The organism is Streptomyces sp. NPDC054783 (assembly GCF_053611725.1).
Genome location: NZ_JBSHAY010000007.1, coordinates 91,906 through 113,808 on the forward strand (window position 1 = coordinate 91,906; position 21,903 = coordinate 113,808).

The window sequence follows — 21,903 nt, forward strand, 5'->3', positions numbered from 1 at the left end:
ACAGCGCGTCCGCAACCGTGTGCCGGGCGGACTCCGTTGGTGTGGAGTTGTCCTGGTCGGCGCGGACATGGCAAGAGCTGCGCCCCGCCTGTACGGCGCCGCATGTGGAGGAACTGGCCCCAACGCGTGACCGTACCCGCACGGATGAGTCACCTGCCGGGGCCAACTGGGCGGGAGCGAGCGGTGGTTGACTGGATGCCCGGCAGGCTCCGTGGTTTGATCGCTCGCACCGCCGGGATCGCGCCAGGTGTCCTGAAAGGGATGGCGCACGCCCGCGGCCGCGGCCCGCCGTCTGTCCCCGGGGGGGCCGCTTCCCCTTGTGGACCACCCATGCGAAGGGCAGTTTCACCATGAACGCCGCTCACCAGATCCAGACCCTCGAGATCACCGACGAGCTCGACACCGTCTCCGGTGGCCTGAGCCCCGAGGCCAGCCTCACCGCCGACTCCACCACCCTGAGCAGTGCCGACGCGCTGTCCCAGCTCGGCGCCGTCCAGGGCGAGGTGCTGGGCGCCCTCGGCCAGCCTCACCAGATCGGCGTCAACCTCGCCTTCTGAGAGTTCTGATCGCTCCGATCGCTGCACAAGCCCCCTGCCGGTGGAGAACTCCCGGTGGGGGGCTCGGTCATATCCCGGCGTTTCCCCGGCCGGGGGTTCCGACACGGCCGGCGCCATGTGCGCCGCCTGTTCGAGTGCTTGTGTGCACGTCACCGCTTCTCGCACGGGGGTCGGCGGCATACCTGTGGCGACCGCAAACCGACCGAAGGAGACGCTTATGCGTGCACGTACCGTGCTGGCCGCCATCGCTCTGGCCGGAACCGTTCTGCTCGGAGGCGCGGGCCAGGCCCTCGCCGACGACAACGACGACATGGGGAACGTCGGAGGTACGAGCAGCGTCGGAGGTGACTTCGGGAACACCTCTCACGGCTCGTCCGATCCCGGCCAGGGAATGTCTCCCGGCCAGGGCATGTCTCCCGGCCAGGGCTCGTCCGGTTTCGGCCAGGTCGGATCCATTTTCGATCGGACCGACGGCAGCTGACGGCGGCGTCGTGCCCCCACTCCCCGCCCCGTCCCGTGATGCACTCGGTGCGGGGCGGGGACTGGCGGGGTTTCGGCAGGGGGACGACTCTCTCAGGCGGTACGGACCTCGGACCCGGTGTCCGCCCGCGGGGACGCCATCGCCGGGCTCTCCTTCGGCAGCCCCCGCATGAGCGCCCCGTACCCCACCCCCGCGACCGTCCCCACCACCGCGCACATTCCCCACAGCCACTCCGCGCCCCAGCGGTCGATCACCGCGCCGGACATCAGCGGGGCGACCAGCGCGGCGACGGACCAGGACAGCGTGTACACGCCCTGGTAGCGGCCGCGCCCGTGCACGGGGGACAGTCGCACCACCAGTCCGGTCTGGGTCGGGGCGTTGACGATCTCGGCGAGGGTCCAGACGCACACGGTGACCATGAAGACGCCGACCGAGCCGGCGAAGGCCGTGAGCCCGAAGCCGTAGCCGGCGAGCAGCGAGGAGACGACCAGCAGGGTGCGCGGGTCGCGGTGCTCGATGAACCGGGTGACCGGGATCTGCAGGGCGACGATCAGGATGCCGTTGACGGCGATGGCGACGCCGTAGTCGGCGGGCGAGAACCCGGCCCGCCCCATGGCCACCGGCAGTCCCACGGACCCCTGCTGGAAGACGAGGGCGACCAGGAAGGACAGCCCGACGACGGCCATGTACCGCCCGTCCCGCAGCACGGTGCCGAGACTGACGGCGCCGTCCTTCTCCTTCACGTGTGCCGTCGGCCGGGACTCGGGCACCTTGAGGAAGACGACGAGCGCGCAGGCCAGGGTCATCCCGGCCTCGATGAGGAAGCCGGCGAGATAGCTGAACTCGGCGATGAACCCGGCAGCCATGGAGGAGACGGCGAACCCGAGGTTGATGGCCCAGTAGTTGAGGGAGAAGGCCCGCACCCGGTCCTCGGGCCGGACGATGTCGGCCATCATCGCCTGTACGGCGGGCCGGGAGGCGTTGGAGGCCATGCCGACGAGGAAGGCGACCGCGGCGATGGCGACGGGGCCCGTCATGAAGCCGAGCACCGCGACGGAGACGGCCGTGGCCGACTGGGCGATGAGCAGGGTCGGCCGCCTGCCGAGCCGGTCGGCCATCACCCCGCCGCCCAGCGAGGAGACGACGCCGCCCAGCCCGTGCAGCGAGGCGACGAGACCGGCGTACGAGGCGGAGTAGCCGCGGTCGAGGGTGAGGTAGAGGGCCATGAAGGTGGCCACGAAGGCGCCGAGCCGGTTGACGAGGGTGCTGGTCCACAGCCACCAGAACTCACGGGGTAGCCCGGAGACGCTCTCCCGGGCGGCACGTCGGAGACGGGTGGTGAACATGACAAGACCCCCAGTGGTAAGTGGCTCGCGCGGCAAGCACAACTTACAGACGGGGGTCTTCCGCCGGCCACTCAATTAACAGACGACGTCAACGGTCCACCCAGCGGTCGGCCGGGACGGTGCCCCGAACGCGTGGATTACGCTCTGACCCATGGCCGACGCACCGTACAAGCTGATCCTCCTCCGCCACGGCGAGAGCGAGTGGAACGCGAAGAACCTGTTCACCGGCTGGGTGGACGTCAACCTCAACGAGAAGGGCGAGAAGGAGGCAGTCCGCGGTGGCGAGCTCCTGAAGGACGCCGATCTCCTCCCCGACGTGGTCCACACGTCCCTCCAGAAGCGCGCGATCCGCACGGCCCAGCTGGCCCTCGAGGCCGCGGACCGCCACTGGATCCCGGTCCACCGCAGCTGGCGCCTGAACGAACGCCACTACGGCGCCCTCCAGGGCAAGGACAAGGCGGCCACCCTGGCCGAGTTCGGCGAGGAGCAGTTCATGCTCTGGCGCCGCTCCTACGACACCCCGCCGCCCCCGCTCGCGGACGACTCGGAGTTCTCCCAGTTCGACGACCCGCGCTACGCCACGCTCCCGCCGGAGCTGCGCCCGAAGACGGAGTGCCTGAAGGACGTCGTCCACCGGATGCTTCCGTACTGGTTCGACGACATCGTCCCCGACCTCCTGGCCGGCCGCACGGTCCTGGTCGCGGCCCACGGCAACTCGCTGCGCGCCCTGGTCAAGCACCTGGACGGCATCTCCGACGCCGACATCGCGGGCCTGAACATCCCGACGGGCATCCCGCTGTACTACGAGCTGGACGAGAACTTCAAGCCGGTCACCCCCGGCGGCAAGTACCTCGACCCCGAGGCGGCCGCAGCGGCGATCGAGGCGGTCAAGAACCAGGGCAAGAAGAAGTAGGTTACGTGATCATGCCCCTGACCTGCGTTTTCGACGCAGATCAGGGGCATTTTCGCGGCCTGGGCCCTCTCTGGGCCCTCCGGCCCCTGGGGCCTGCGGCCGGAGCGGACGTCCGCGGCCCCTCAGTCGATGCAGAACTCGTTGCCCTCGATGTCCAGCATCGGGATGCACGAATCATTGCCGTCGTACAGCGTTCGCACGTGTACCGCCCCGAGCGGGACCAGCCGTGCGCACTCGGCCTCAAGTGCGGCGAGGCGCTCTTCACCCACGAGTCCGGTGCCGACCCGCACGTCGAGGTGCAGCCGGTTCTTGGCGGCCTTCCCTTCGGGGACGCGCTGGAAGTACAGCCGCGGACCCACGCCTGAGGGGTCGATGCAGGCAAACCATGCGCCCTGCTGCTCAGGTGGCTGCGAGCGCTTGAAATCGTCCCACGTGGCAAAACCCTCGGGTGGCGGCGGTACGACGTACCCCAACACCTCGCACCAGAAGCGGGCGAGGCGCTCCGGTTCTGCGCAGTCGAAGGTGACTTGGAACTTCTTGATCGACGTCACCGGGCCACCGTATTGGCGCGTGCTCTTCAGCAAAACCCCCAGGGTGCCGGGGGGTGGGGCAGTTTTTATTCGCCGGTCCGGTCGGCCATTCCGGAGTCCATGATGAACTGCACGGTGGCGGCCTCGGAGGTGCGCGCATGCGCATGCGCACCGCTGCCCGGGCCTGAGGCTGGGCTCAGGTCCGGGCAGGGTTCTGGAGGTGCTGCTCAGCCACCGTTGCCGGCGCCTCCGGTGTCGGCGCCACCGGTGTTGGCGCCGCCGTTGTCGGCGCCACCGGTGTTGGCGCCGCCGTTGTCGGCGCCGCCGGTGTTGGCGCCGCCGGTGTCAGCGCCGCCGGTGTTGGCGCCACCGGTCTCCGGTGCGCTGGGCGCTCCGGTGTTGGCGCCACCGGTGTCCGTCGCGGTGGGCGCTCCGGTGTCCGTCGCGCCGCCGGTCGGCGACTCGGTGCTCGGTGGACTGGTGGTCGCCCCGCCGGTGGTCGCCCCGCCGGTGGTCGCCCCACCGGTGGTCGGCGTACCGGTGGTCGGCGTGGCGGAGCCCGTGGTGGGGCTCGTGGTGGGGCTCGTGGTGGGGCTAGTGGTGGGGCTCGAGGTGGGGCTCGACGGTGGTGGCGTGGAGCCTGTCTTGGGTGAACTCGAGGTCGGTTTCGGCGAGGTCGTGGACGGCGCCGGCGAGGTCGTGGTCGGCTTCGGCAGCGACGGGACGACGATGACCGTCGGCGGATTCTTCGGGGTGGGGACCTGCACGAGGACGATCACGATGACGTCGCCGCCGTTGCGGTGGACGTGCCGCCTCCTGACCTCGTAGCAGACGATTTTCTTCGGATTCTTGTGCGTCCGGTAGCACTTGATGACCTTGGCGGTGGGCGTGCGAGCGGGTGACTTCGACGTCGCACCTGCGTCCGTCGCCGAAATGCCCCAGGCGCCTGCCGCAAGGCAGGACGAGGCCGTCACCGCGACACAGATTTTCCTGAGTTTGTTGTCCATTTTCCCAAACCCTGGTTTCGGTTCACACGGGACGTACTCGAGGATCGCTGCCGTTCCGCGGAACCTCCAGAGGCAGAACAACCCAGCCGGTGTGGGGAGAACTACCCCTCCTCGGCCGGTTCGACGGCCGTCATCCCCCGTCTCAGTGCGAGCCGCGTGAGGTCCGCCCGGCGGCGGTAACCGGTCTTGCTGCACAACCGGTCCAGATGGGAATGCACGGTGTGTTCGCTGATATTCAATTCAGCGGCGATTTCCCGGTCGGTGGCACCGTTCGCGACGAGTTGTAGAATCTGTTGCTCCCGGTCGGTGATACGCGGTGGATTCCTGTGCACGTCGAGGTCACCGAAAAAACTGGTGGAGAAATAGCTGCGGCCGGAGGCGACGGTACGCAGCGCGGTCAGCAGTTCTTCCTCCCTCGCCCACTGACTCACATACCCCCGGGCCCCGGCCTCGAGGAGCAGCACGAGGTCGGTCTGCGTCGCGGCGGCCGACAGCACGACCACCCGGCGGCCCTTCTCGTGCAGCCGGACCACCTGGTCGCAGATCTCCCGGACGGGGACTCGCAGATTGAGCAGGACCACCTCCGCCTCGCCGACCTCGTGGGGCGGTGCGCCGTGGGTGCCCGCCCCGAGCAGCCGCCGCAGCTCCGGCGCGCTGTCGACGACGCGGATCAGGCCGTGCAGAAGGAGCGGGCAGTCGGAGACGACCGCCACACACGTCGGTTCTCGGCTCATCCAGGTCCCCGTGGTCAGGGGGCCGGCCACGGGCGGACGCCGGCTGGGCAACCGGGTGGCAGGCCACGGTCATCCCAGCATCCAGGGCCGGAACCGCCCCCGCCCGCCGGACTGACCCAACCGGAGGCCTGTACCGGGTGAGTTCTCGCAGGGGTGGGAACCCGGTGTGTGAAGCAGTCGGTCTTGGGGGCGGACGGGATACTGGTGGATCATGGGTGCTGACGGCGCGCCGCGACGGGGGTGATGATCATGGCGCCCGAGCGGTCGGACGGACCGGCCGGTGGCGGTGTGCCGCCGGACGGCAGGGCACGGCTGTGGGTCAGGGAGACGCTGGCCGCCGCCGCGAGGGACATCGACGACCCGCACGCGCTACCGGGCGCGCTGTGCCAGGCGTGCGTACGGCTGCTGCCCGTCAGCGGTTCCTCGGTGTCGATCTCCGGCGGGAAGGGCGTAAGCGTCACCTGGTGCGCCAGCGACCGGGTGGCCGCCCGGCTCGCCGAGCTGCAGTACACCGTGGGCGACGGACCGTGCCAGACCGCTCTCGACCAGGGCGCCCCCGTCGTCGCGGCCGACCTCGACGACGGCCGCGACGCCCGCCGCTGGCCGATCTTCGCGCACGAGGCCGTGGCCCTCGGCGTCCGCGCCGTCTTCTCGTTGCCGCTCGGTGTCAGCGGTGCCGCCATCGGCACCCTCGACCTGTACAGCGAACGCGCCGGCGGGCTGACCGAGCAGGACATGCGGACCGCGCTGTGGGTGCGGGACGCGGTCACCTACGCGCTGATGAGCCTGCAGGCGGTCGGCCACGACATCGCCGAAGCGGGCATGGAGGACGAGGTAGCGTCCTGGGTGGCGGCCTCCGAGGCCGACCACACCGAGGTCTACCAGGCGGTCGGCATGGTGATGGTGCAGCTGGACCTGGACCCGGAGCAGGCCCTGGACCGGCTGCGGGCCCGCGCGTACGCCGAGGGCCGTACGGTCAGCCAGCTGGCCCGCGAGGTCCTGGCCCGCAAGCTCCGCTTCCAGAAGGAGGCGGAGGCGGACGCCGCCGGTGGCCGGAGGGACTACGCCGGCGAGGACGGGCGCGACGGCGGGGACGAGGGAAGGGACGGTAAACGGTGATGGGCCGTGAACAACAGCTCGCCGAGGCGCTCGTCGGGCTGGCCGACTCCCTGGCCGACGACATCGACCCGGTGACGCTGGTCGAGCGCCTCGCACGCACCTGCATCGACATCACCGGAGCCGACGCGGTCGGCGTCCTGGTCGTCTCCGGCCGCGGCGGTCTGCGCAGCCTGGCGGTCACCGACGAGGACGCGGAGGCGCTGGAGTTCTTCCAGCTCCAGGCCGACGAGGGGCCCTGCCTGGACAGCTTCCGCGAGTGCCGTCGTATCGACGCCCCGGACCTGGAGCACAGCGGCGACCAATGGCCGCACGTCGCCCCCTTCGCCGTACGGTGCGGGTATCACTCCCTGCACGCGCTGCCCCTGCGCGTCCACCAGCAGACCGTCGGCGCCGTCAACCTCCTGCTGCGCCGGCCGGGCGGTCTGCCCCCGCTGGAGCTGGAGCTGGCCCAGGCGCTCACCGACGTCACGGCCGTCGCGCTGGTCAACTGGCGCCCGGAGCGGCTGCGCCCGACCGACGTCAGTGACCGCGTCCAGGCCGCCCTCGCCGCCAAGGCCGCCGTCGACATGGCCACGGGGATGCTCGCCGAGGCCGGTGAACTCTCCCCGGCCGACGCCCGCGCGGCCCTGCGCGCCTACGCCGGCGGCCGGCGCCACCGCCTGGTGGACACCGCGCACGCCCTGGTCCAGCGGGCCCTGACCCCCGACGCCGTCCTCAACACAGAGGCAGGGGCAGAGGAGACAGGGACAGAGGCAGAGACAGCGGCAGAGGTCGAGACGGAGACCCGGAGGGCTGACGCCCCCTCGCCGTGAGACTTACGCTGGAGAGGGGCCGAGCCGCGGGACCCGGGCGATCCTGTGGCGTGCAGGCAGGGGCCCGAGATGGAGCACTTCACCTGCCGGACCGTGGTGGAACTGGCCATGCCCGGACTGGCGACCGGCAGGCTGACCGTACTCGCGCTGTCCGGCGACGCCGACTCCGGTGCCGACCTGGACGCCGCGTTGCGCGCTCCCGGGCTCACCCAGCTCATCCTCGACCTGAGCGGACTGCGCCGGCTGTCGCCCGCCGCCGCGCGGGCCCTCTACCGGTTCGCCGAGGGCGCCGCCGAGCACGGCCACATGCTCTTCCTCGCCGCCTGCCCGGCCGAGGCCGACGCCGCTCTGGCCCGGGCGCGGCCACCCGGTGGCAACGGGTGCGGGCTGTATCCCACGGTGTCCGACGCCCTGAGCGTCTTCCTCACCTCGGCCGCCGCACCGGACGGCCCCCACCTGCGCCCGTACGCTGTGGAGCTGCGTCACGAACTGCTCGTGCACGCCCTGGTCGCCCGCGCGCACGGGATCCTCATGGAGCGCTACGGCCTGCGCGGCGCCCGCGGCGCCGCCGCCCTGCTCCAGGCGGTGGGCCGCGAGAGCGGACTCGGCACCTCCCGGCTCGCCGCGGCCCTCGCCGAGGCGCCGCCGCCGTGCGCCGGCGAGCCCTGGTTCCCCGGCCGTATCCGGCTTCCGCCGCCCGCCGTCGGTTTCGTCGGCCGCACGGGGGAGCGGCCGCCGTCGCTGGCGGTGTTCCTCGACGCGCTCCGGGACGCCGTCTGCGCGATCACCCGCACGGGCATGGCCGACGTGCAGCTCATCGACGCCAGCGACGACACGCTGTGGCTGGAGTCCCACTGCGGTTTCTCCACGGAGTTCGTGCGCTTCTTCGCCGTGACCGACGGCAGCTCCACCGCCTGCGGGCACGCCGCGCGCAAACGCGCTCGGGTCGTCGTCGACGACGTCGCCACCGCGCCGGAGTTCGACGAGACCTCTCGTGCCGTGATGCTCGCCGCCCACAGCCGCTCGCTGCAGTGCACGCCGATCCCGGGCTCGGCGGGCCGGCCGCAGGGCTTGTTCTCCACCCACCACGACCAGCCCGGCCACGCCTACACCGGGGCCGAACTCGGTGCGCTGGACGGGGTCGCCCGGGAGGCCGGGGCGTGGCTGGACTGGTACCGGACGACCACAGTCCGGGACGCCCTGGAGGATCTGCACGGGCGTGCGCAACGGGCGTGACCAGGCTCCGTAGACCGCCGTACACGGAAAGGGCCGGTGTGAATCGAGTTCACACCGGCCCTACGACACCCGTTCCTACGGCATCGCTGTACGACACCGGCCCTACGACGACGTACGGCCGCTCAGCCGCACTGGCAGGGGGCGCCCGACTGGCACCCGCAACCGCAGCCCGAGCCGCAGCCGCACGCAGCGATCAGCGCAAGGCTCCTGGTCTCGGCGGGCTGGTCGGTCTCGCGCTCCTGCGTGGGGTCGGGCGTGGTGCTGGGGGATTCGGCCATGGGTCCCTCCTAGACGCTGGGGCAGGGATGCCCTCGCCTAGTGCATGCCCGCTTCCCTGGGCGCATCAACGGCGCATGGAGGCGCTCCCGCGCCCCTCCCCGGAGGGTTACGCGCCCTCGACCCCCGTCACCGGCTGGATGTCCGGCTGCAGCTCGTCCGCGTGCTCGCCAGTGACCAGGTAGACGACGCGCTTGGCGACGGCCACGGCGTGGTCGGCGTAGCGCTCGTAGTAGCGGCCGAGCAGAGTGACGTCCACCGCGGTCTCGATGCCGTGCTTCCAGCGCTCGTCGATCAGGTGCTGGAACAGGGTGCGGTGCAGCAGGTCCATCTCGTCGTCGTCCTGCTCCAGCTGCAGCGCGAGGTCGACGTCCTTGGTGATGATCACCTCGGCCGCCTTCGCCATCAGGCGCTGCGCGAGCTGGCCCATCTCCAGGATCGTGGCGTGCAGGTCGTTCGGCACCGCGCGCGCGGGGAAGCGCAGCCGGGCCAGCTTCGCCACGTGCTGGGCGAGGTCGCCGGACCGCTCCAGGTCGGCGGACATGCGCAGCGAGGTGACGACGATCCGCAGGTCGGTCGCCACCGGCTGCTGCCGGGCGAGCAGGGCTATGGCCCGGGCCTCCAGGTCGTGCTGCAGCTCGTCGACCTTCTGGTCGGCCTCGATCACGCTCTCGGCCAGCTTCAGGTCGGCGTCCAGGATGGCGGTCGTGGCGCGCCCGATGGCCGACCCGACCAGCCGGGCCATCTCCACCAGACCGTCGCCGATCGAGTCAAGTTCCTCGTGGTACGCGTCCCGCATCAGGGTTCCCTCTCATAGGTGTGCTTGGTCCCCACGCTCCCACGTTCTGTCCCGCACGCGTCCGTTTCCGCCACCCCAAATGAACCAATCCTGGCCCCAAGGTGAACTCTGGGCGACGAGTGTCCGAGGTCCCACCTGGACGGCTGTGGTCATGTCGTAGGGCCTGCTTAACCTGGATGCATGGACGTGAACGCGGCGGTCGCCGCAGCGGCAGCGATCGCCGGAGTGCTCACCGGCGTCATCGCCATGCTGGCGTTCCGTTGGAGCGAACGCGACCAGAAGCGACCGACCAGGACTTCTTTGCACACCGATCCCGTACTCCCGCCCGGCGTGGACACCGTACTGTCCGTGCTCCGCTCCTCGGCCGTCGTCCTCGACGAGGCCGACGCCGTCGTCAAGGCCAGCTCCGCCGCCTACGCCCTCGGGCTGGTCCGCGGCGGCAAGCTCGCCATCGAGCCCATGCTGCAGATGGCGAGGGACACCAGACGCGACGGCGAGATACGACAGGTCGAGCTGGACCTGCCCCGGCGCGGCACCGGACGGGGCGAGGCCCTCGCCGTCTCCGCGCGCGTGGCCCCGCTCGGCTCCCGCCTGGTCCTGCTGCTGGTCGAGGACCTGACCGAGGCCCGGCGGATCGAGGCCGTACGACGTGACTTCGTGGCGAACGTCAGCCATGAGCTGAAGACGCCCGTCGGCGCGCTCTCCCTCCTGTCCGAGGCGGTCATGGACGCCTCCGACGACCCCGAGGCCGTACAGCGCTTCGCGGGCCGTATGCAGATCGAGGCGACCCGCCTGACCAACCTGGTCCAGGAGCTGATCGACCTCTCCCGGGTGCAGAACGACGACCCGCTGGAGGACGCCGAGCCCGTCCGCGTGGACGAGCTGGTCGCCGAGGCCGTCGACCGCTGCCGCCACCAGGCCGGCACCAAGCAGATCACCATGGCCGCGGGCGGCACCGCCGACCTGCACGTCTGGGGCAACCGCGGACAGCTCGCGGCGGCCCTCGGCAACCTGGTCGAGAACGCCGTGAACTACTCCCCGGCCCGCACGCGCGTCGGCATAGCCGCCCGCCGGGTCAGCGCACCCGGCGGCGACATGATCGAGCTCGCCGTGACGGACCAGGGCATCGGCATCTCCGACAAGGACAAGGAGCGCATCTTCGAGCGCTTCTACCGCGTCGACCCGGCCCGCTCCCGGGCCACCGGAGGCACCGGTCTGGGTCTCGCGATCGTCAAGCACGTGGTCGCCTCGCACGGCGGGGAGGTCACGGTCTGGAGCGCCGAAGGCCAGGGCTCCACTTTCACCCTCAGGCTGCCGGAGGCGGGCGCGGCCCGCGACCGCGCACAACAGCACCCCGACCTCGACGAAGAAGACGAGGACGGCGGCGCCCCCGACTCATCCCCGTACGAACCGCTTCCCGCCCCGGAGGTCCTTCCGTGACCCGAGTGCTCGTCGTCGAGGACGAGGAGTCCTTCTCCGACGCCCTGTCGTACATGCTCCGCAAGGAGGGCTTCGAGGTGGCCGTGGCGGCCACCGGCCCCGACGGACTCGACGAGTTCGAGCGCAACGGCGCCGACCTCGTCCTCCTCGACCTGATGCTGCCGGGGCTGCCCGGCACGGAGGTGTGCCGCCAGCTGCGCGGCCGCTCCAACGTCCCCGTGATCATGGTGACGGCCAAGGACAGCGAGATCGACAAGGTCGTCGGCCTGGAGATAGGAGCCGACGACTACGTCACCAAGCCCTTCTCCTCCCGTGAGCTGGTCGCCCGCATCCGTGCCGTCCTGCGCCGCCGCGGCGAGCCGGAGGAGGTCACCCCGGCCGCGCTGGAGGCGGGCCCGGTCCGTATGGACGTCGACCGCCACGTGGTCACCGTGGCCGGCTCCAAGGTCGACCTTCCGCTGAAGGAGTTCGACCTGCTGGAGATGCTCCTGCGCAACGCCGGCCGCGTCCTGACCCGCATGCAGCTCATCGACCGCGTCTGGGGCGCCGACTACGTGGGCGACACCAAGACCCTGGACGTCCACGTCAAGCGCCTGCGCGCCAAGATCGAGCCGGACCCGGGCGCGCCGCGGTACCTGGTGACGGTCCGGGGGCTGGGCTACAAGTTCGAGCCGTAAGCCGTATCCACCGGCATCACCGGCCGCACCGGCCGTACGACGAAGGGCGGCACCCCGAGCCGGGGTGCCGCCCTCGTGCGTACGTCTGCTCAGCGGCTCGTACGGCTGCTCACTGGCCGGTGGCCGACTGCGAGGCGGAGTCGCCCGGGGTCGCGCCCGCGCCGGCGGTCGCGCTCTTGCTCGCGGTCGCCGACGGGGTGGCCTTGCCGTGCTTGCCCGGCTTGGCGCTGCCGGAGGCGGTGGCGCCGGGGGCCGGGGAGACGGACGCCGAGGCGGTCGGGATCTGGCTCGGGCCCCACTTGTCGAAGTAGCTGGCGGCCGGCACCACGAAGGCGCGCAGGCTCACGTCACCGGTCCTGCTGAAGGTGAAAGTGACCTTCTGGGCGTTGCCGTCCTGCACGGACTGCCGGCCGCTGGGGATCTCGGCGGAGGCGTTGCCCTTGCCGCCGAGGAGCAGGGAGCCGTGCGCCGGGACGGTCAGGCTGCCGCCCTTGGCCGGGGTCAGCGTCACGGTCTCGGTGCTGCCCGGGATGGCGATGGACTGCAGGGTCTCGTCCTTGCCGCCCGTGTTGAACAGGGTCGCGGAGATCACCGCCGGGCCCGTCGACTTCAGGTCGGGCTGGGTGATGATCGTGGCGTTCTGGACCTTGATGTTGCCGACGCTGGTCGCCGCGTTGTCCGGCTTGACCTGCAGAGTCTGCGAGTCGTTGCCGGCGCCGCAGGCGGCGAGCGAGGCGATCGAGAAGACGATGGCGGAGGCGGCGAGGGCGCCGCGTCGAAGGCTGCTGCTCACGGCGGCGGCAACTCCTTGAACGCGCGGGCGGCTCCCCTGATAAAGCCACCCTAAGTGTCTGTCAGCGGCCTTAGGTTACCGAGCCGTTCCCGGGCCGCCGCACCCGACCCTCCCCAAGCCCCCGGCTTCCCTCCGGCTGGAGGTACCGGGGAACCTTCGTCTCTGCTGTCACAGGTGACTCTCCAGTCACTTTGCCGAGCGCTCGTCCGCCATTCACATAACCACGCGCAAAATTTCCGTGAAGGAATGCGCGAGCCCTCGATGACCGCCTCGATGACCGCCCCGATGACCGCCCTGGATATTGATCACGCGCACCCCTCCCGGCAACCGTTGATCAATTCCGGAATCGGCCCGGGATCGGCCTCGGGTCACCGAACGGAGTAGCGGAAGTCGTACGCTTGGAAGCGGGCAAATCGGGACGTTCATCCACTTGGAGACGGCTCCCGGGGTGTGTGACGCACGTGTTTCACCTCGCCCGAAGAGCCCCTCCCACCTGCGAATTCCCGCTTCCGCAGGCCCCTCGCAGCACGTTCCTGTCGCAGTTGTCAAGCCCCGAGATATGCCCTGACCTGCGAAAACGCCATTCAGAACACGCCGTATCCGTGTTACCCTGGATAGCCACGGAAGGGGTACCTGTCACATGACGTTCAAGGTTGGCGACACCGTGGTCTATCCCCATCACGGGGCCGCGCTGATCGAGGCCATCGAAACTCGCCAGATCAAAGGCGTGGACAAGACCTACTTGGTGCTGAAGGTCGCCCAGGGTGACCTGACGGTACGTGTGCCAGCGGACAATGCTGAGTTCGTGGGCGTGCGTGATGTGGTCGGTCAGGACGGGCTGGACCGGGTCTTCGAGGTGCTGCGCGCGCCGTATGCCGAGGAGCCCACGAACTGGTCCCGTCGTTACAAGGCAAACCTGGAGAAGCTCGCCTCCGGCGATGTCATCAAGGTCGCGGAAGTCGTGCGTGACCTGTGGCGTCGTGAGCGCGAGCGAGGGCTCTCCGCCGGTGAGAAGCGCATGCTCGCCAAGGCCCGCCAGATCCTGGTGAGCGAGCTGGCTCTCGCGGAGAACACGAACGAGGACAAGGCCGAGGCCCTGCTCGACGAGGTGCTCGCCTCCTGACGCGCCACGGCGGCGAACCTTCGCCTCCGACACGCTCAGCATGTTCAGCGCAGTGAAATGCCGCGGTGCCCGATGACACGGACCATGTCGCCGGGCGCTGCGGCATGTTCGTCCCCGCGGGCGGGTGCCTCGGGGAGGCCGGTGGAAAAGCCCCCGATACTTGACGTGCCGGGCCCGGGCGGATGGCTCGACCAGGGTCACGGAAAGGGTCCGGTCAAGGCGCGCGCCCGGCACTCCTCCAGGCCATACCCACCTAGGTCGAGCACACAAACCTGACAGGAACCGATGTCTGACGAATCGCGCCCTTCGCCCGCGCAGACCCCCGTCGCCGCCGTGATTCCGGCCGCCGGCCGGGGCGTACGGCTCGGTCCGGGCGCCCCCAAGGCGCTCCGCGCGCTGAACGGCACGCCGATGCTCATCCACGCGGTCCGCGCGCTCGCCGCGTCCCGCCATGTCTCCCTGGTGATCGTCGTGGCCCCGCCGGACGGCGCCGCCGAGGTCAAGTCCCTGCTCGACGCGCACGCCCTGCCCGAGCGGACCGACTTCCTGGTCGTCCCCGGCGGGGACTCCCGCCAGGAATCGGTCAGGCTCGGCCTCGACGCGCTTCCCCCCGAGTACGGCGTCGTCCTCGTCCACGACGCGGCCCGCCCCCTCGTCCCGGTCGACACGGTCGACGCCGTCATCGAGGCCGTACGCGCGGGCGCCCCCGCCGTCGTGCCCGCGCTCCCGCTGGCCGACACCGTCAAGGAGGTCGAGCCCGCCGCCGAGGCCGGCGAGCCCGAGCCGGTCGTCGCCACCCCGGAACGGGCCCGCCTGCGCGCCGTACAGACACCCCAGGGCTTCGACCGGGCGACCCTGATCCGCGCCCACGAGACGGTCACCGACAACGTCACCGACGACGCGAGCATGGTCGAGCAGCTGGGCCTGACGGTCGTCGCCGTGCCCGGGCACGAGGAGGCCTTCAAGGTCACCCGCCCCCTCGACCTGGTCCTCGCCGAGGCGGTCCTGGCCCGCAGGAGGCTGAACGATGGCTTCTGAGCACCTGTTGCCGCAGGTGGGCATCGGCACCGACATCCACGCCTTCGAGGAGGGCCGCGAGCTGTGGTGCGCGGGCCTGCGGTGGGAGGGCGAGGGGCCGGGCCTGGCCGGGCACTCCGACGCGGACGTCGTCGCCCACGCCGCCTGCAACGCCCTCTTCTCCGCCGCCGGCCTCGGTGACCTGGGACAGCAGTTCGGCACCGGCCGCCCGGAATGGTCCGGCGCGTCCGGGGTGTCCCTCCTGACGGAGGCCGCCCGGATCGTCCGCGAGGCCGGCTTCACCATCGGCAACATCGCCGTCCAGGTGGTCGGCCCCCGCCCGAAGATCGGCAAGCGCCGGGACGAGGCCCAGAAGATCCTCTCCGAGGCGGCCGGCGCGCCCGTCTCCGTCTCGGGCGCCACGACGGACGGCCTCGGCTTCCCGGGCCGCGAGGAGGGCCTGATGGCGGTGGCGACGGCACTGGTGGCCCGTACGGGCTGAGGCCGTCGTCGGGCCGCTCGTGGTGCGGGTGAGCGCAGAGCGTGCGAGGGTACCCGGAGAGTCACCGCTGACTTAAGGAGGTACCCATGCCCGCCGCCCTGCCCGACCGGCTCAAGTCCCTGCTCGACGGTCCCATCTTCATCGTGGTCGGCACGATCCAGCCGGACGGCCGCCCGCAGCTGTCCCCGGTGTGGGTGAAGCGGGACGGTGACCAGATCCTGTTCTCCACGACCGTCGACCGCCGCAAGAAGAAGAACCTCGACCGCGACCCCCGGGTGAGCGTCGTCGTCCAGGACCCCGAGATGCCGTACTTCTACGGCGAGATCCGGGGCACCGCGGAGCTCGCCACACAGGGCGCCGAGGAACTGATCGACGAGCTGTCACTGAAGTACACCGGCAAGAAGTACGCCGAGTTCAACCCGGCCTCCGCCAACGACGCCGACCGTGTGATCGTCAGGGTGACCCCGGAGAAGGTCGTGGGCATGTTCTGAGGGTGCGTCCGGTGCGGTCGTGGGCTGTTGGCCGGCGGGCTGGTGTCGGTGGGCCGAGTGTCGGCGGGCTGGGCGGGCTGGGCGTGCAGGGCGCCGGCAAGCAGGGCGTGTGGTGCACTCGCGAGAGGTACGCCGCCCGCGGGCGGAGCCCGCTGTCGGACGGGGCAACCGGCCTCCGCCGACGCCGACCGTGTGATCGTCAGGGTGACCCCGGAGAAGGTCGTGGGCATGTTCTGAGGCAAGCGGGACGAGGCACCATCCGGCGCCCACTACCCTGGAGTGGTGACCATTCGCCTGTACGACACCAGCGCCCGGCAGATCCGTGACTTCACCCCGCTCACGCCGGGCTGTGTCTCGATCTACCTGTGTGGCGCCACCGTGCAGGCCGCACCCCACATCGGGCACATCCGGTCGGGCCTCAACTTCGACATCATGCGCCGGTGGTTCACGTACCGCGGCTATGACGCGACCTTCGTCAGGAACGTCACGGACATCGACGACAAGATCATCACCAAGGCCCAGGAGCAGAGCCGGCCCTGGTGGTCGATCGGGTACGAGAACGAACGTGCGTTCAACGAGGGCTACACCGCCCTCGGCTGCCTGCCGCCGACCTACGAGCCGCGCGCCACCGGCCACATCACCGAGATGGTCGAGATGATGCAGCGCCTCATCGACCGCGGGCACGCCTACGCGGCCGACGGCAACGTCTACTTCGACGTACGGTCCTTCCCGCGGTACCTGGAGCTGTCCCGGCAGGAGCTGGACAACCTGCTCCAGCCCTCCGGCGAGGGCGAGACCGGCAAGCGGGACCCGCGCGACTTCGCCATGTGGAAGGCGGCGAAGCCGGGCGAGCCGACCTGGCCGACGCCGTGGGGAGAGGGGCGCCCCGGCTGGCACCTGGAGTGCTCGGCCATGGCCCACAAGTACCTGGGCACCGCCTTCGACATCCACGGCGGCGGCCTCGACCTGATCTTCCCGCACCACGAGAACGAGATCGCCCAGGCCAAGGCCTACGGCGACGACTTCGCGCAGTACTGGGTGCACAACGCCTGGGTGACCATGGCCGGCGACAAGATGTCCAAGTCGCTCGGCAACAGCGTGCTCGTGAGCGAGATGGTCAAGCGGTGGCGGCCGATCGTGCTGCGCTACTACCTCGGCACCCCGCACTACCGCTCGATGATCGAGTACAGCGAGGAGTCGCTGCGCGAGGCCGAGTCGGCGTTCGCGCGGATCGAGGGCTTCGTGCAGCGCGTGACCGAGCTGGCCGGCAAGACCGTCGAACCGGCCGCCGAGGTCCCGCCCGCCTTCGCCGAGGCGATGGACGACGACCTGGGCGTGCCGCAGGCCCTCGCCGTCGTGCACACCACCGTCCGGCAGGGCAACAGCGCGCTGGCCGCCGACGACAAGGACGCCGCCGTCGCCCGCCTCGCCGAGGTACGGGCCATGCTCGCCGTCCTCGGCCTCGACCCGCTCGACGAGCAGTGGGCGGGGGAGTCCGACAAGGGCGAGGACCTGCACGGCGTGGTCGACAGCCTCGTCCGGCTCGTCCTCGACCAGCGCGAGTCCGCCCGCGCCCGCAAGGACTGGGCCACCGCCGACGCCATCCGCGACCAGCTGAACCAGTCGGGCCTGGTCATCGAGGACAGCCCGCAGGGCCCACGCTGGACCCTCGGGTCCCGGTAGGCCCCCGGCCCTTGATCGATTGTGCCGCCCGGGGGCCCGGGCGGCACACTGCATAGACGTACACACACTTTTTCGCAGAGAACAGGTAGGTCATGGCCGCGAACAACCGCCGCATGTCCGGCAAGAAGGGCGCGCAGGTCGGCAGCGGCGGCCAGCGGCGCCGGGGCCTGGAGGGCAAGGGCCCGACCCCGCCCGCCGAGATGCGCAAGGGCCACGCCAAGCAGCGCGCCGCCGCGGCCAAGGTCCGCCGCGCCCAGGGCCGCCCGCAGCAGCGCCGGGGCGGCGGCAAGTCGGCCTCCGAGTTCGTCGTCGGCCGCAACCCGGTGGTCGAGGCGCTCCGCGAGGGCGTGCCCGCCTCCACGCTCTACGTCCAGCAGTTCATCGACAACGACGAGCGCGTCCGCGAGGCCCTCCAGCTCGCCGCCGAGCGCGGCGGCATCAACCTGATGGAGGCCCCGCGTCCCGAGCTGGACCGCATGACGAACGGCCTCAACCACCAGGGCCTCGTCCTGCAGGTCCCGCCGTACGAGTACGCGCACCCCGAGGACCTCGCCGAAGCCGCCTACGACGAGTCCGAGGACCCGCTGATCGTCGCCCTGGACGGCGTCACCGACCCGCGCAACCTCGGCGCGGTCATCCGCTCCGTCTCCGCCTTCGGCGGCCACGGCGTGGTCGTGCCCGAGCGCCGCTCGGCGGGTATGACCGCCGGCGCCTGGAAGACCTCCGCCGGTGCGGCCGCCCGCACCCCGGTCGCCCGCGCCACCAACCTCACCCGCGCCCTGGAGGCGTACAAGAAGGCCGGTATCACGGTCGTGGGCCTGGCGGCGGACGGCGAGGTCGAACTGGGCGCCCTCCAGGCGCTGGACGGCCCGGTCGTCATCGTCGTCGGCAGCGAGGGCAAGGGCCTGTCCCGCCTGGTCGGCGAAACCTGCGACTTCCGCGTCCGCATCCCGATGCCCGGTGGCGCGGAGTCGCTGAACGCGGGTGTCGCGGCCGGGATCGTCCTGTACGAGGCGGCGCGCAGGCGCAGCTGACGCGGCGCCATGCCGACGGGACTGAACACCCGTCCGGAATTTCACCCTTGCGGGGTAATTCTGGCGTCCATATGGCGTTCGGCGCCGCTTTGACGGGGTCCGGACACATCCGCCCGGTCCAAGCAGTGTCCTAACTCCACGTCGCTCGGTTAGATGAGTGTGGACACCAGAACACCCCGCACACCCACGGGGGGACGCTCGTCGGGATTCCAGTCCGGGTCCGACGAGGCTCCCGCGCTGAGCATGGTGAAGGTGCCGAGCGATCCGGCGCAGGTCATCGTCAATCACGCCAGCTTCCGCGTGCAGCTGGGCGCGTCGGCGAAGCGCACCCAATCCCCGCGGATCGCCCGGCATCTGAGCGCCGCCCAGGACACCGCCCGGATGCCCGTCGTGGGCACGGCGGGCCGGCCGGGCGTCGCCGCCGCCGGCCGCCGCCGCCCCGTCGTGTGGAGCGGCAAGTCCGCCCCCGACGACACCGGCGCCCACCGCCTCCTCCAGGCCGTGCGGGGCAGCAGCGTCCGCCACGCCGAAGAGCCCGAGCCCGGCGCCACCCAGGTCATCCCACGCGTCGACACCGACTACGCCGACGCCTACGACGACCTCGGCCAGACGGTCGAGAGCCCGGTCGTGGGCCACCAGCGCACGGCCCGCGACGGCACCCGCCTCCTGCCGCACATGCGCACGGTCGGCGGCGCCTACGACGAACCCCCCTACCCCGACACCGGTTTCGAGTCGTACGACGACCAAGACGGTCGCGACGGCTACGACGGCTACGACGACCAAGACGGCTACGACGAGTACGCCGACCCCTCCGACCTCGACGCCCCGCGCCCCGCCCGCCGCCAGGGAGACGACCCGGCCCGGCACGCCTACTTCCCCGGCCGCCGGATGAACCTGGGCGTGGTCCTGCTCCCGCTCCGCATCTTCCTGGGCTTCATCTCCATCTACGCCGGCATGGGCAAGCTGTGCGACCCCGTCTACTTCGACGGCGGCAAGCGCGGCTCGATGGTCAAGTGGCTCAACACCCTGCACCCCTGGGCCGTCGCCGAGCCGCTGCGCCAGTTCGCCCTCCACCACCCCGTCGGCTCCGGGCTGGTCATCGCCTTCCTCCAGGTGGTCGTCGGCGTCCTGACCATCCTCGGCTGCTGGCAGCGCGTCGCCGCGGTGCTGGGCGCCCTGCTGTCCGCCGCCCTCATCGTGACCGTCAGCTGGAAGACGGTCCCCGCCTACGACGCCCCCGACATCATCTACATGGCCGCCTGGTCCCCGCTGATCATCGCCGGCGCCCCCGTCTACTCCGTGGACGGCCGCCTCGCCGGCGGCGCCTGGCGCCGCCTCGGCCCCCGCGCCGACATCTGGGACCTGCGCCGCCACGTCCTGCGCCGCGGCGCCCTGATCACGATCGTCACCGTCGGCCTCACCCTGCTCGCCGGCTCCCTGCTCGGCGGTGCCGTACGCGACTCCAGCCGCGTCATCGTCCCCGGCCCGGGCGAGGCCCCCCGCAACAACCTCCCCGGCTCCTCGGTCCCCCAGGAGCCCGGCCGACAGCACAGGAAGACCCCGGCGGCCTCCACCTCGCCCACGGGCGGCGCCACGGCCGGAGCGAGCCCCTCCGGCGCGGCGACGACCCCGGGCGCCACCCGCAGTGCCGGCGGTACGACCACGACCCCCAGCCAGACCCAGGGCACCATGGGCCAGACCCCGCCCCGCCAGTCCTCCCCGACGGGCGGCGCCCCGAGCACGACGGCCGGCCCGACCAGTTCCGGCGGCTCGTCCAGCTCCGGCGGCACGTCGGGCGGCACGTCCGGCTCCGGCGGTTCCTCGTCCTCCGGCCAGACGGGCCTGGTGGGCGGCCTGCTGGGCTGACGGCACGAGAGATGGGAGGGCCCCGTACCAAAGGAGGTACGGGGCCCTTTCTGCATGAGGTACGGGGTGCTTGCTGATGCGATACGGAGAGGCTGACCGATGCGGTACGAGGAGGCCTACCGCCCCAGGGCCGCCAGTTCCCTGGCCGCTTCCGTCAGATCCTTCGCCGTGTCGATGGCCCGCCAGTAGGCCCCCTGCGGAATGGGGAACCCGGCGAGCTTCCGCTCCCGGGCCAGCCCGGGGAACGTGGTCCGCTCGTGATCGCCCCGCTCGGGCAGCAACTCGGCGAACTCGGGCGAGAAGACGTACACGCCGGCGTTGATCTCGAACGTCGACGGCGGGGCCTCGATGAAGTCGGTGATGTGACCGAACCCGTCGGTCTTCACCGCGCCCCAGGGGATCCGCGGCCGGGCCAGAGCCAGGGTCGCGAGGGCATCCCGCTCGGTGTGGAAGTCGGCCATGTCCCGCAGGGAGAAGCGGGTCCAGATGTCGCCGTTGGTGGCGTACCAGGGCCGGTCGGGGCGGGGAAGGTGCGCTGCGGCGTACTTGAGGCCGCCGCCACGGCCGAGGGGCTCGGTCTCCACGACGGTGGTGACGGAGACGGGCAGGTCGGCGGAGTCCAGCCACTTCTGCAGGACGTCGGCGAGGTGGCCGCAGGAGACCACCACGTCGGTCACGCCTTCCTCGGCGAGCCAGGTCAGCTGATGGCCGATGATCGGAGTGCCCGTGCCGGGGATCTCGACCATCGGCTTGGGCCGGTCGTCGGTGTAGGGACGCAGCCGGGAGCCCTGGCCACCGGCCAGGACCACGGCTTGAGTGGGGCGCGACGCGGCGTTGGGATGGGTCATGACCGCACTGTACGTGGCGCCCCGCTCGGCTCGGCCGACGGTTGGGAACCCTCTAGGGTGATTGACCGGAACTTGCAGGAGCCGTCACCGACGTCCCGGCGCATCCGGTGTTCAGCTGTGCGCGGCGAGCACGCCCGAGGCGAACGCCGTGTCGCACACCGGGCGGGCGTAGGACTGGGCGCGCGGGGCGCCGTAGATGCGCACGGCGGCCTGGCCCAGCGCGCGGGCGATGGCGGAGCAGTGCCGGGCCAGCGAGGGGTGTCCGTTGACGGCCTGCTGGAGGTGGGTGAGGACGACCCCGGGGTTCTCGTCCTGCAGCTCGCTCATCAGCTGGTCGCGGAGCACGTCCTGCGGGGCGCGGGCGACCGCCTTGTCGGAGACCGCCGCCGCGGAGACGTCCGAGGCGGCCAGCGCCGAGCTGGAGGGGCTTCCCGTCCAGTTGACCCGGGTCACCGCGAGGGTCCCGGAGAGCACCAGGACGACGGGCAGGACGAGGGCGAGAGTGCGGCCGATCCGGCGGGCAGGGCCGCCCCGGTGGCCGCGTCGCGTCTGAGGGTTGGTGGAGTGCTTCACGCGTGTGAGGGTAGCGCGGGGTAATGATTTGGCGACATTTAGTCAC

24 protein-coding genes are annotated in these 21,903 nt (G+C 71.3%); 15 read left to right on the forward strand and 9 right to left on the reverse strand.

Going from position 1 to position 21,903, the window contains the following annotated elements:
- Positions 1 to 350: 350 nt before the first annotated feature.
- Both ACWGJ5_RS15145 and ACWGJ5_RS15150 read left to right on the forward strand, forming a co-directional pair.
- Positions 351 to 557, forward strand: a complete 207-nt coding sequence (locus tag ACWGJ5_RS15145; protein ID WP_453310175.1) for a hypothetical protein — start codon at positions 351 to 353, stop codon at positions 555 to 557.
- 217 nt (positions 558 to 774) lie between these two features.
- The gene (locus tag ACWGJ5_RS15150; RefSeq protein WP_453310176.1) at positions 775 to 1,038 is read left to right on the forward strand and encodes a hypothetical protein; all 264 of its coding nucleotides are present in this window, start codon (positions 775 to 777) and stop codon (positions 1,036 to 1,038) included.
- A gap of 92 nt (positions 1,039 to 1,130) precedes the next feature.
- Here the strand turns inward: ACWGJ5_RS15150 and ACWGJ5_RS15155 are convergent, their stop codons facing one another.
- Complete coding sequence (locus ACWGJ5_RS15155) at positions 1,131 to 2,384, reverse strand: MDR family MFS transporter (protein WP_453310177.1); 1,254 nt, start codon at positions 2,382 to 2,384, stop codon at positions 1,131 to 1,133.
- A 151-nt stretch (positions 2,385 to 2,535) separates the two neighbouring features.
- On the opposite strand from ACWGJ5_RS15155, the gene ACWGJ5_RS15160 reads away from it, so the two are divergent.
- Complete coding sequence (locus ACWGJ5_RS15160; RefSeq protein ID WP_453310178.1) at positions 2,536 to 3,297, forward strand: phosphoglyceromutase; 762 nt, start codon at positions 2,536 to 2,538, stop codon at positions 3,295 to 3,297.
- Positions 3,298 to 3,419: 122 nt separating this feature from the next.
- Here the strand turns inward: ACWGJ5_RS15160 and ACWGJ5_RS15165 are convergent, their stop codons facing one another.
- The 3 genes from ACWGJ5_RS15165 to ACWGJ5_RS15175 all read right to left on the reverse strand — a co-directional run bounded on the left by ACWGJ5_RS15165 (position 3,420) and on the right by ACWGJ5_RS15175 (position 5,568).
- Positions 3,420 to 3,848, reverse strand: a complete 429-nt coding sequence (locus tag ACWGJ5_RS15165; RefSeq protein WP_453310179.1) for a VOC family protein — start codon at positions 3,846 to 3,848, stop codon at positions 3,420 to 3,422.
- A gap of 206 nt (positions 3,849 to 4,054) precedes the next feature.
- Positions 4,055 to 4,834, reverse strand: a complete 780-nt coding sequence (locus ACWGJ5_RS15170) for a hypothetical protein (protein WP_453310180.1) — start codon at positions 4,832 to 4,834, stop codon at positions 4,055 to 4,057.
- A gap of 101 nt (positions 4,835 to 4,935) precedes the next feature.
- On the reverse strand, positions 4,936 to 5,568 hold the full coding sequence (locus ACWGJ5_RS15175) for a LuxR C-terminal-related transcriptional regulator (RefSeq protein WP_453310181.1): 633 nt from the start codon (positions 5,566 to 5,568) through the stop codon (positions 4,936 to 4,938).
- A gap of 249 nt (positions 5,569 to 5,817) precedes the next feature.
- Here ACWGJ5_RS15175 and ACWGJ5_RS15180 point away from each other — a divergent pair, with 249 nt between their 5' ends.
- From ACWGJ5_RS15180 to ACWGJ5_RS15190, 3 genes are all read left to right on the forward strand, one after another.
- Entirely contained in the window at positions 5,818 to 6,687 is an 870-nt protein-coding gene (locus ACWGJ5_RS15180; RefSeq protein WP_453310182.1) for a GAF and ANTAR domain-containing protein, read from the forward strand.
- Positions 6,687 to 7,499, forward strand: a complete 813-nt coding sequence (locus tag ACWGJ5_RS15185; RefSeq protein WP_453310183.1) for a GAF domain-containing protein — start codon at positions 6,687 to 6,689, stop codon at positions 7,497 to 7,499. The genes ACWGJ5_RS15180 and ACWGJ5_RS15185 overlap by 1 nt, the downstream gene beginning before the upstream one ends.
- A 69-nt stretch (positions 7,500 to 7,568) precedes the next feature.
- On the forward strand, positions 7,569 to 8,735 hold the full coding sequence (locus ACWGJ5_RS15190) for a hypothetical protein (RefSeq protein WP_453310184.1): 1,167 nt from the start codon (positions 7,569 to 7,571) through the stop codon (positions 8,733 to 8,735).
- Between the two features lie 122 nt (positions 8,736 to 8,857).
- On the opposite strand, the gene ACWGJ5_RS15195 is transcribed toward ACWGJ5_RS15190, so the two are convergent.
- The gene (locus ACWGJ5_RS15195; protein ID WP_453310185.1) at positions 8,858 to 9,013 is read right to left on the reverse strand and encodes a hypothetical protein; all 156 of its coding nucleotides are present in this window, start codon (positions 9,011 to 9,013) and stop codon (positions 8,858 to 8,860) included.
- A 107-nt stretch (positions 9,014 to 9,120) separates the two neighbouring features.
- Positions 9,121 to 9,810, reverse strand: coding sequence for a phosphate signaling complex protein PhoU (gene phoU, locus ACWGJ5_RS15200; RefSeq protein ID WP_453310186.1), 690 nt, complete (start codon positions 9,808 to 9,810; stop codon positions 9,121 to 9,123).
- A gap of 180 nt (positions 9,811 to 9,990) precedes the next feature.
- Here phoU and ACWGJ5_RS15205 point away from each other — a divergent pair, with 180 nt between their 5' ends.
- Both ACWGJ5_RS15205 and ACWGJ5_RS15210 read left to right on the forward strand, forming a co-directional pair.
- A complete protein-coding gene (locus tag ACWGJ5_RS15205; protein WP_228624463.1) occupies positions 9,991 to 11,250 on the forward strand; it encodes a sensor histidine kinase in 1,260 nt (419 codons plus the stop codon).
- The gene (locus ACWGJ5_RS15210) at positions 11,247 to 11,927 is read left to right on the forward strand and encodes a response regulator transcription factor (protein WP_030342036.1); all 681 of its coding nucleotides are present in this window, start codon (positions 11,247 to 11,249) and stop codon (positions 11,925 to 11,927) included. The genes ACWGJ5_RS15205 and ACWGJ5_RS15210 overlap by 4 nt, the downstream gene beginning before the upstream one ends.
- 109 nt (positions 11,928 to 12,036) lie before the next feature.
- On the opposite strand, the gene ACWGJ5_RS15215 is transcribed toward ACWGJ5_RS15210, so the two are convergent.
- The gene (locus ACWGJ5_RS15215) at positions 12,037 to 12,720 is read right to left on the reverse strand and encodes a DUF461 domain-containing protein (protein WP_453310187.1); all 684 of its coding nucleotides are present in this window, start codon (positions 12,718 to 12,720) and stop codon (positions 12,037 to 12,039) included.
- A gap of 640 nt (positions 12,721 to 13,360) precedes the next feature.
- Here ACWGJ5_RS15215 and ACWGJ5_RS15220 point away from each other — a divergent pair.
- From ACWGJ5_RS15220 to ACWGJ5_RS15250, 7 genes are all read left to right on the forward strand, one after another.
- On the forward strand, positions 13,361 to 13,843 hold the full coding sequence (locus tag ACWGJ5_RS15220; protein ID WP_003953493.1) for a CarD family transcriptional regulator: 483 nt from the start codon (positions 13,361 to 13,363) through the stop codon (positions 13,841 to 13,843).
- A 285-nt stretch (positions 13,844 to 14,128) separates the two neighbouring features.
- The gene (ispD, locus tag ACWGJ5_RS15225; protein ID WP_453310188.1) at positions 14,129 to 14,881 is read left to right on the forward strand and encodes a 2-C-methyl-D-erythritol 4-phosphate cytidylyltransferase; all 753 of its coding nucleotides are present in this window, start codon (positions 14,129 to 14,131) and stop codon (positions 14,879 to 14,881) included.
- Entirely contained in the window at positions 14,871 to 15,362 is a 492-nt protein-coding gene (gene ispF / locus ACWGJ5_RS15230; RefSeq protein WP_453310189.1) for a 2-C-methyl-D-erythritol 2,4-cyclodiphosphate synthase, read from the forward strand. Before ispD ends, ispF begins: the two co-directional genes overlap by 11 nt.
- 86 nt (positions 15,363 to 15,448) lie before the next feature.
- The gene (locus ACWGJ5_RS15235; protein ID WP_453310190.1) at positions 15,449 to 15,853 is read left to right on the forward strand and encodes a PPOX class F420-dependent oxidoreductase; all 405 of its coding nucleotides are present in this window, start codon (positions 15,449 to 15,451) and stop codon (positions 15,851 to 15,853) included.
- Between the two features lie 282 nt (positions 15,854 to 16,135).
- Positions 16,136 to 17,536 carry a cysteine--tRNA ligase gene (gene cysS, locus ACWGJ5_RS15240; protein WP_453310191.1) on the forward strand — a complete coding sequence of 467 codons (1,401 nt, stop codon included), beginning with the start codon at positions 16,136 to 16,138 and terminating at the stop codon, positions 17,534 to 17,536.
- Between the two features lie 92 nt (positions 17,537 to 17,628).
- Positions 17,629 to 18,570 carry a 23S rRNA (guanosine(2251)-2'-O)-methyltransferase RlmB gene (gene rlmB / locus ACWGJ5_RS15245; RefSeq protein ID WP_453310192.1) on the forward strand — a complete coding sequence of 314 codons (942 nt, stop codon included), beginning with the start codon at positions 17,629 to 17,631 and terminating at the stop codon, positions 18,568 to 18,570.
- Between the two features lie 153 nt (positions 18,571 to 18,723).
- Positions 18,724 to 20,436 (forward strand): DoxX family membrane protein, encoded by a 1,713-nt coding sequence (locus tag ACWGJ5_RS15250; protein ID WP_453310193.1) that lies wholly within the window; start codon positions 18,724 to 18,726, stop codon positions 20,434 to 20,436.
- Positions 20,437 to 20,552: 116 nt separating this feature from the next.
- On the opposite strand, the gene ACWGJ5_RS15255 is transcribed toward ACWGJ5_RS15250, so the two are convergent.
- On the reverse strand, positions 20,553 to 21,284 hold the full coding sequence (locus tag ACWGJ5_RS15255; protein WP_228624471.1) for a nucleotidyltransferase family protein: 732 nt from the start codon (positions 21,282 to 21,284) through the stop codon (positions 20,553 to 20,555).
- 111 nt (positions 21,285 to 21,395) lie between these two features.
- Complete coding sequence (locus ACWGJ5_RS15260) at positions 21,396 to 21,857, reverse strand: hypothetical protein (protein WP_453310194.1); 462 nt, start codon at positions 21,855 to 21,857, stop codon at positions 21,396 to 21,398.
- Positions 21,858 to 21,903: the final 46 nt, after the last annotated feature.